General features: G+C 37.8%; 7 protein-coding genes and 1 riboswitch. All 7 genes read left to right on the forward strand.

Annotated features, from left to right (window positions below):
* Positions 1-45: 45 nt before the first annotated feature.
* Positions 46-153: riboswitch (TPP riboswitch) on the reverse strand.
* Between the two features lie 123 nt (positions 154-276).
* The 7 genes from BFJ97_RS21455 (at position 277) to BFJ97_RS21480 (ending at position 7038) form a co-directional block, all read left to right on the forward strand.
* Entirely contained in the window at positions 277-609 is a 333-nt protein-coding gene (locus BFJ97_RS21455) for a DUF4870 domain-containing protein (RefSeq protein ID WP_068986656.1), read from the forward strand.
* 53 nt (positions 610-662) lie between these two features.
* Positions 663-785, forward strand: coding sequence for a hypothetical protein (locus BFJ97_RS25545; protein ID WP_263297521.1), 123 nt, complete (start codon positions 663-665; stop codon positions 783-785).
* A gap of 123 nt (positions 786-908) precedes the next feature.
* Positions 909-2699: a helix-turn-helix domain-containing protein gene (locus BFJ97_RS21460; RefSeq protein ID WP_068986657.1), complete on the forward strand. Its 1791-nt coding sequence runs from the start codon at positions 909-911 to the stop codon at positions 2697-2699.
* Between the two features lie 112 nt (positions 2700-2811).
* The gene (locus BFJ97_RS21465) at positions 2812-4125 is read left to right on the forward strand and encodes a GntP family permease (RefSeq protein WP_068986658.1); all 1314 of its coding nucleotides are present in this window, start codon (positions 2812-2814) and stop codon (positions 4123-4125) included.
* A 31-nt stretch (positions 4126-4156) separates the two neighbouring features.
* Positions 4157-4891: a (Fe-S)-binding protein gene (locus tag BFJ97_RS21470; protein WP_068986659.1), complete on the forward strand. Its 735-nt coding sequence runs from the start codon at positions 4157-4159 to the stop codon at positions 4889-4891.
* On the forward strand, positions 4891-6315 hold the full coding sequence (locus BFJ97_RS21475; protein WP_068986660.1) for a LutB/LldF family L-lactate oxidation iron-sulfur protein: 1425 nt from the start codon (positions 4891-4893) through the stop codon (positions 6313-6315). Before BFJ97_RS21470 ends, BFJ97_RS21475 begins: the two co-directional genes overlap by 1 nt.
* A 3-nt stretch (positions 6316-6318) precedes the next feature.
* A complete protein-coding gene (locus BFJ97_RS21480; RefSeq protein ID WP_068986661.1) occupies positions 6319-7038 on the forward strand; it encodes a LutC/YkgG family protein in 720 nt (239 codons plus the stop codon).
* Positions 7039-7165: the final 127 nt, after the last annotated feature.

Consider the following 7165-nt stretch of genomic DNA (forward strand, 5'->3'; position numbering starts at 1 on the left):
TATAAAGAAAAACGATGCCAGGACAGAGCCTCACATCGTAAAAGTGTCAGTTTCTATCCACATCCCTACGCAAGCGTTAACTTACAGGTTCAAAGAGTCAAGGCATTACGTGCCCAGTCTCAGCTGACATCATCAGCTCCCCTTGTGGTCGTTACATCTAAATTATTTGAACAACCTCATTGTACGAAAACATGGTGATGATTACAACCTCTTCCAACTTTTTTTTTGAAACTTTCCCGCTTTTCATGCGTAAATATAAAAAAAGGAGGTACAACTATGGAGAACCAAAAAACTTTATCTGCCTTTAGTTATCTCAGTATTTTTTTCGCACCTGTTATTGTGCCATTAGTAGTGTACTTTGTTTCAAAAGATGACTACGTAAAGAAAAACTCTATCCGAGCACTTATATCACATTTAATTCCATTCGTGTTTGGAATTATCTTCTTTGCCGTCTTTATTTTCTCAACCTTATCATTGAACAATTTTGACTCGAACTCAGACAGCACTACGTTTCTTATCATCTGGTTTGCTTCAATGGCAATTTACTTACTCATCACTCTAGGAATCGTCATTTGGAATATTGTTCAAGCCGTTCGCGTTATCCGATAAGTTTCATTACGGCATTGAACAGTAGTACTAATAGTCAAAGGAGCTGGATTTTTATGAAAGTATCTAAAGTTGTTAAAACCGCCGTAAAATTAGCACCTATCGTGATCCCGATTGTAAAAAAAGTAATCGCTACAAAGAAAGCAACGACTAATCACTCCAAAAACATCTATAAATAGGGTTAATAACAAGAATCTGCTTACTTTTTTCAGTAGATTCTTTATTTTTCGCTAATTAACAGTTCGCTATCTTCTATATGGCACTGTAAAATAAAATTTAGCAATACACATGAGGAGCTGTTTATGATAAATACCGAAAAACAATTAATGAGCTTGGTTAACGCTGCGCAGGTCCTAACCTCAACACTCGATATAGACCAAGTGTTAGAAAAACTTATTAGTGAAGTACTCCATGTGATTAAAGGTGCTGATGCAGGTGTGCTGTTTATGTTAAATACAGAAACAAATCGTCTAATTGCTAAGCATGCTATTGGTTATGATCTAGCTTACTTGAAGAAAATTCACCTTGCCTCAAATGAAGGGATGACTGGAAAAGTGTTCTCTCAAAAGAAGGCATTTAGATTCCACTCTAGCGATGATGTAACTGAAAACATGGCCGATTTATTTCCACAGTATGAAGAAAACTATACAAAAGCAGTCGGTGATTTTACTTACCCGAAAAGTGCTGTTTGTGCTCCGCTTCTTGATAAAAGTAATTCATGTATAGGCGTGTTAACGATTGTTAACTTTTCAGGAGATACACAGTTTGAAAATAGTGATTTAACAATGCTACAAGCATTTGCAAATCAGTCCTCGATTGCCATCGAAAACGCAAAATTATTTACTCAAAATGAGCGTTCTAAACGTATTTATAATGCTTTAACACGTGTCTCTTTAACACGAGGTCGACTAAACGAAATGATTGATACACTCGCTTCCTTACTAGGACAGTCTGTAGCTATTATCACTGATTTTTACGATTTACTTGTCGCATCTTCTTCAACAGCAAAGCTTGCAACCGAAATTTTAAAAGAGCAAGAATCAGAGCATCTTCATACAGTTGTTCAGCAGTGCGTGCGACATCAAGTACATATACCAATCAACCATGAAATGTATGTAAGTTATTTGTTTCCCATCCATATAGAGCGGGGTGTTATAGGAATACTGTTGATTGTTATGGATCACCATTTACAGATGGATCCTCTAGATTTATTCGCAGTAGAACAGGCAAGCGCTCTTTTCGCCTTACAATTAGCAGAGGAGGAAAAGGAGCTTGAAATTTCTTTTAAATATGATGGTTATTTGTTACAACAGCTACTAAACTTGAATTTTAATGCCTTTTATAAACGCCAAGAGGCCCAACAAGCTACCCATTATTTATGTGCTACTCTACAGCTTGAAGGAAGTAAGTATGGTGTTGCTCAAACTAAAAAAAAGCAGCAACAATTTAGTAAGCTACTCTATCGTTTAACACGTTTATTTTCCTTACCAGTTTTCATCTCAGAACACGATTCGCACTACCATTTTTTATTTATGAACAATCTAAGAGAACCAGTTGAACAATTTAAAGAAAGCATTCAACATTTTTTCAAGCTCCTCGATCAGGATTCTAAAAAGTACCATTCACTTTCGTTTATGGTTGGCCTTGGGAGACACTTCGACACAATTGAAAATATCTCCAGTTCTTACCGGGACTCAAAAAAGTGCATAGACTATTTACAAACACTCGAACAAGCACCGTTCATTTTATCCTACGATAAGCTTGGACCTTACACCCTTTTCTTAAATAATGACCCACAGGAAATGGCAGAGTATGTAGAGATGAAACTTGGACCCATTATCAAATATGACAAACAGCATAAAACTGATTTGTTATATACAATAAAGGTATTTTTCGAGAATAATCAGAATCGCAAACAAACAGCCGAGACATGCTTTGTACACCTAAACACCATCAAATATAGACTTCAGACAATTTTTTCATTGATAGAAATTGATGAACAAAACGGGAAAACTATGTTTGAATTAAATCTCGCAATCTATATGCTTTCCTACTTACAAAACGCAAAATTAGCCATAACAGACAAAGTGTAATTCTTATCTTTGTCTGTTTTCACATAGTATTTTATTAGTATTCATTGTTATACTAAACCCTACTTGTTGAATTTTCAGAATATTTGTATTAAGCAAGGGGGGCTTAACAGGAATGGAAATGTGGAGTTTGTTTACGATTATTGCTTCACTGGCTTTATTAATTTTTCTAGCACTACGTGGTTTCAGTATCATTATTATTGCGCCAATTGCCAGTTTAATCGTCATCATTTTAAATCAAATGCCTATTTTAGATTCACTACAGGACAACTATATGAGCGGGTTCATAAACTTTATGAAAAATTACTACCTCATCTTCTTATTTGCCGCAATTTTCGGTAAATTTATGGATGATAGTGGCGCTGCTCGTGCAATAGCAGAAAAACTTTTAAATATTATGGGACGTCATAGTAAATTTAACGCGCTAATGGCAGTCGTCATCATTTGTGCTTTTTTAACATTAGGTGGCATTAATACATACGTTGTTATTTTCGCTATTTTACCAATTGCTAAGCCTTTATTTAAAGCTATGAATATACCTTGGCATCTATTTACAGGAGCATTTTTCTTTGGCATGGCAACCTTTACGATGACTATGCTTCCTGGTTCACCATCTGTACAAAACATTATCCCAACGAAATATTTAGGGACAACAGCTACTGCAGCACCGGTTGTTGGGATTGTTGCTACAATTACCATTATTCTTTTTAATTGCTTCTATTTAAAGCGTCAATTGTCTAAATCTGAGGCGCGTGGTGAAACTTATGAAAATATGAAAAATCCAGAAAAACAGGATTCAAAAGCTTTTGAGGCAAGCGAGAGAAAATTACCACCTTTTATCTTAAGTATTTTGCCACCAATCTTCTTAATTGTTACATTAAACGTTTTTAAAGTAGATATTCTCTACACATTAATACTCACGGTGCTTGTTTCCATCGTTATTTTTTGGAAATACATAGACAACAAATTACAAGCAATTAATGTAGGAGCAACAAATACTGTTTTACCAATCGTCAATACAAGCGCTGATGTTGGTTACGGCACCGTTATTGCAGCGACAGCTGGTTTTGGAGTAATAACAGAAATGCTGGCCAACATACCAGGAAGTCCTTTAATTTCTCTTTATGTCGCTATTGCGGCACTTGCAGGGATTACGGGTACTGCCTCTGGTGGACTTGGAATTGCGATGGAAACACTAGCTCAAACTTATTTAGATTTAGGCGTTGATCCAGAGGCACTTCATCGCATTGCGACAATTGCCTCCGGTAGTTTAGATTCATTACCACACAATGGTGCTGTTATTACTGTACTGGCAGTTATAGGTTTAACACATAAAGATGCCTACAAACATATATTTTTCGTTTCAGTAATTGGGCCTCTTGTGGCGGCAATTCCTGCATTAATTGCTGCGATCTTAATTTATTCGTAAATATTAATTAAACAGTAGGAGATGAACAAACATGAAAGTCTCTCTTTTCGCAACATGTTTAGTAGATATGTTTCAAACAAATGTGGGCAAAGCAACTGTAGAACTTCTAGAACATCTTGGCTGTGAAGTCATATTTCCAAAAGGGCAAATTTGCTGCGGGCAACCTGCCTACAACTCTGGCTATGTTAAAGAAGCAAAGGAAGCAATGAAAAACATGATAACAGCATTTGATGATGCTGAATATATTGTCTGTCCTTCTGGTTCTTGTGCTTATATGTTCCGCGAATATGAAAAAGTTTTTGCAGACGATGCTCAATGGTCGGCTCGTGCAAAAAGATTGGCTAACAAAACTTATGAATTAACACAATTTATCGTAGAGGTTCTTGGCATTACAGACGTGGGTGCTAGCTTCAATGGAAATGTGACCTACCATATGTCCTGCCATATGACACGTTTACTCGGTGTAAAAAGCGCGCCTTTCACATTACTAGACAATGTGAAAGGATTGACGTATACAGAGCTACCTAACAAAACAACTTGCTGTGGTTTTGGTGGTACATTCTCAGTTAAAATGACACCTATTTCTGAGCAAATGGTTGATGAAAAGGTGCAGCATATTATTGAAACAGGTGCCACTTATTTAGCTGGTGCGGATGAAGGCTGTTTAATGAATATTCGCGGTCGTGCGGAACGATTAGGTGCACACGTACAAGTACTTCATATAGCCGAAATTTTAAATTCCCGAAAAGCGGAGGTGCGTGCATAATGCCAATGAAGGTCAGCAATGAATCTTTTAATAATCGAGTTGGAGAAGGCATTCAAAATACCTTTATGCGTAGTGCCGTTTCAGGCGCACAAGACCGATTAGAAACAAATCGTCAATTGGCTACCGAAGAGCTTGGTAATTGGGAGGAATGGCGTTCGCTAGGTGAAGAGATTCGTCAGCATGTACTTGCAAACCTAGATTACTATTTAACACAGCTAAGTGAACAGGTCGCTGCACGTGGTGGCCACGTTTTCTTTGCAGCCACTGCAGAAGAAGCCCAAGTCTATATCGCCAAAGTCGCTAATAAAAAGCAAGCCAAAAAAATTGTTAAATCAAAGTCAATGGTAACAGAAGAAATTGACTTAAATCATTATTTAGAGGAGCATGTTGGCTGCCGTGTCATCGAAACTGATTTAGGAGAATACATTTTACAGCTCGACAACGACTTGCCTTCACATATTGTCGCACCCGCTTTACACCGTAAGAAGGAACAGGTACAGGAAAGTTTCCAACGTCATCATCACTATGAAGGCTCTGAACGTCCCGAGGAACTAACAAAACACGCACGAAAAATGTTACGTGATGATTATTTAACTGCGGATATTGGAATTACGGGCTGTAATTTTGCAGTTGCCGATACTGGCTCTGTTTGCATCGTAACAAATGAAGGAAATGCTGATTTATCGACAGCATTACCAAAAACACAAATTACAGTAATGGGTATGGAAAGGCTTGTTCCAACGTTTGAAGAGCTAGAAGTACTAGTCAATATGCTAACAAGAAGTGCAGTAGGTCAAAAACTGCCTAGTTACGTAACTGTATTAAGCGGCCCTCGTCAAGAAGGTGATGTAGATGGTCCAGAAGAATTTCATTTAGTCATTGTTGATAATGGGCGATCTGAAATTTTAGGCAGTGAATTCCAAGCAATTTTACAGTGTATTCGTTGTGGTGCTTGTGCTAATATTTGCCCTGTTTATCGTCATGTAGGCGGTCATTCATACGGTTCAATTTACTCTGGACCTGTTGGGGCTGTCTTATCTCCATTGCTTGGTGGATATGATGAATATAAGGAACTACCATTTGCTTCAACACTTTGTGGGGCTTGTACTGATGTTTGTCCAGTAAAAATTCCGCTACATGAGTTACTTCATAAGCATCGACAAACCATTGTGGAAAAGGAAGGTCGTGCTCCAGTATCTGAACGCTTCCTTATGTCTATTTTCGGTATTGGCTCCTCATCAAGCGGTATGTATAAATTCGGATCTAAAGTTGCATCAAGTGTTTTAAAACCATTAACAAAAAATGAGCAACTATCAAAAGGCATTGGCCCATTAAAAAATTGGACAGATATTCGTGAATTCCCTGCACCTAAAAAGGAACGCTTCCGTGACTGGTTCGAAAATCGACAAAAAGGAGATGATTAAGGGATGGTAGGCACAATTCAAAATCGCGAGACATTTATTCGTCAATTATCTTCTAGACTTCAACGGTCAACTATACCAACACATGTGGAGCGTCCTCAATGGCGCTATACCCCGCAGCATAAAACGTTACAAAACTTATCTCAGGATGAGCTATTGGGCGTCTTACAAAAACAATGCACACGCATCAATACGAACTGCGTTGTGACATCTGCTGCTGATTTAGCTACGACACTGGAAAAAGTTATTGACGATTATGATGGAGGTCCCATTATGACTTGGCAGGATGAACGATTTGACGCTTATGGTCTGACAACGCTGTTTTCAGATACATTACCTAAAAAACAAATCGAACTGCACACTTGGGACCCGACAATTGGCAGGGACAATATAACACTAGTAGAGAAAGCAAATATCGGAATTACAATTAGTGATATCACACTGGCGGAATCAGGTACAGCTGTACTTTTTAGCAACCCAAATCACGGTCGGACTGTTAGTTTCTTACCTACAAAATCCATCATTTTAATGCCAAAAAGCTCCATCGTACCTCGAATGACACAGGCCGCTGTACAAATTCGAGAGCGTCTACAAAATGGTGAAACGCTTGCTTCTTGCATTAATTTCATTTCCGGACCTAGTAACTCTGCCGATATTGAAATGATTTTAGTTGTCGGTGTTCACGGCCCTATGTACATGACCTACATCATTATTGATGATTTATAGAAGAAACATACTAAGATTAGTAGTACAAACCAAGGCCATGGTTTGTGCTACTATTTTATTTAGTAGAAGTGAAGAAAAGTCGACCAGCCTCTGGGATCATATAGAATCCGTATCATAAACTGGCTAA

The sequence above is a fragment of the Lysinibacillus xylanilyticus genome, assembly GCF_001708185.1.
In the GTDB taxonomy this organism is placed as follows: Bacteria; Bacillota; Bacilli; order Bacillales_A; family Planococcaceae; genus Lysinibacillus; species Lysinibacillus xylanilyticus_A.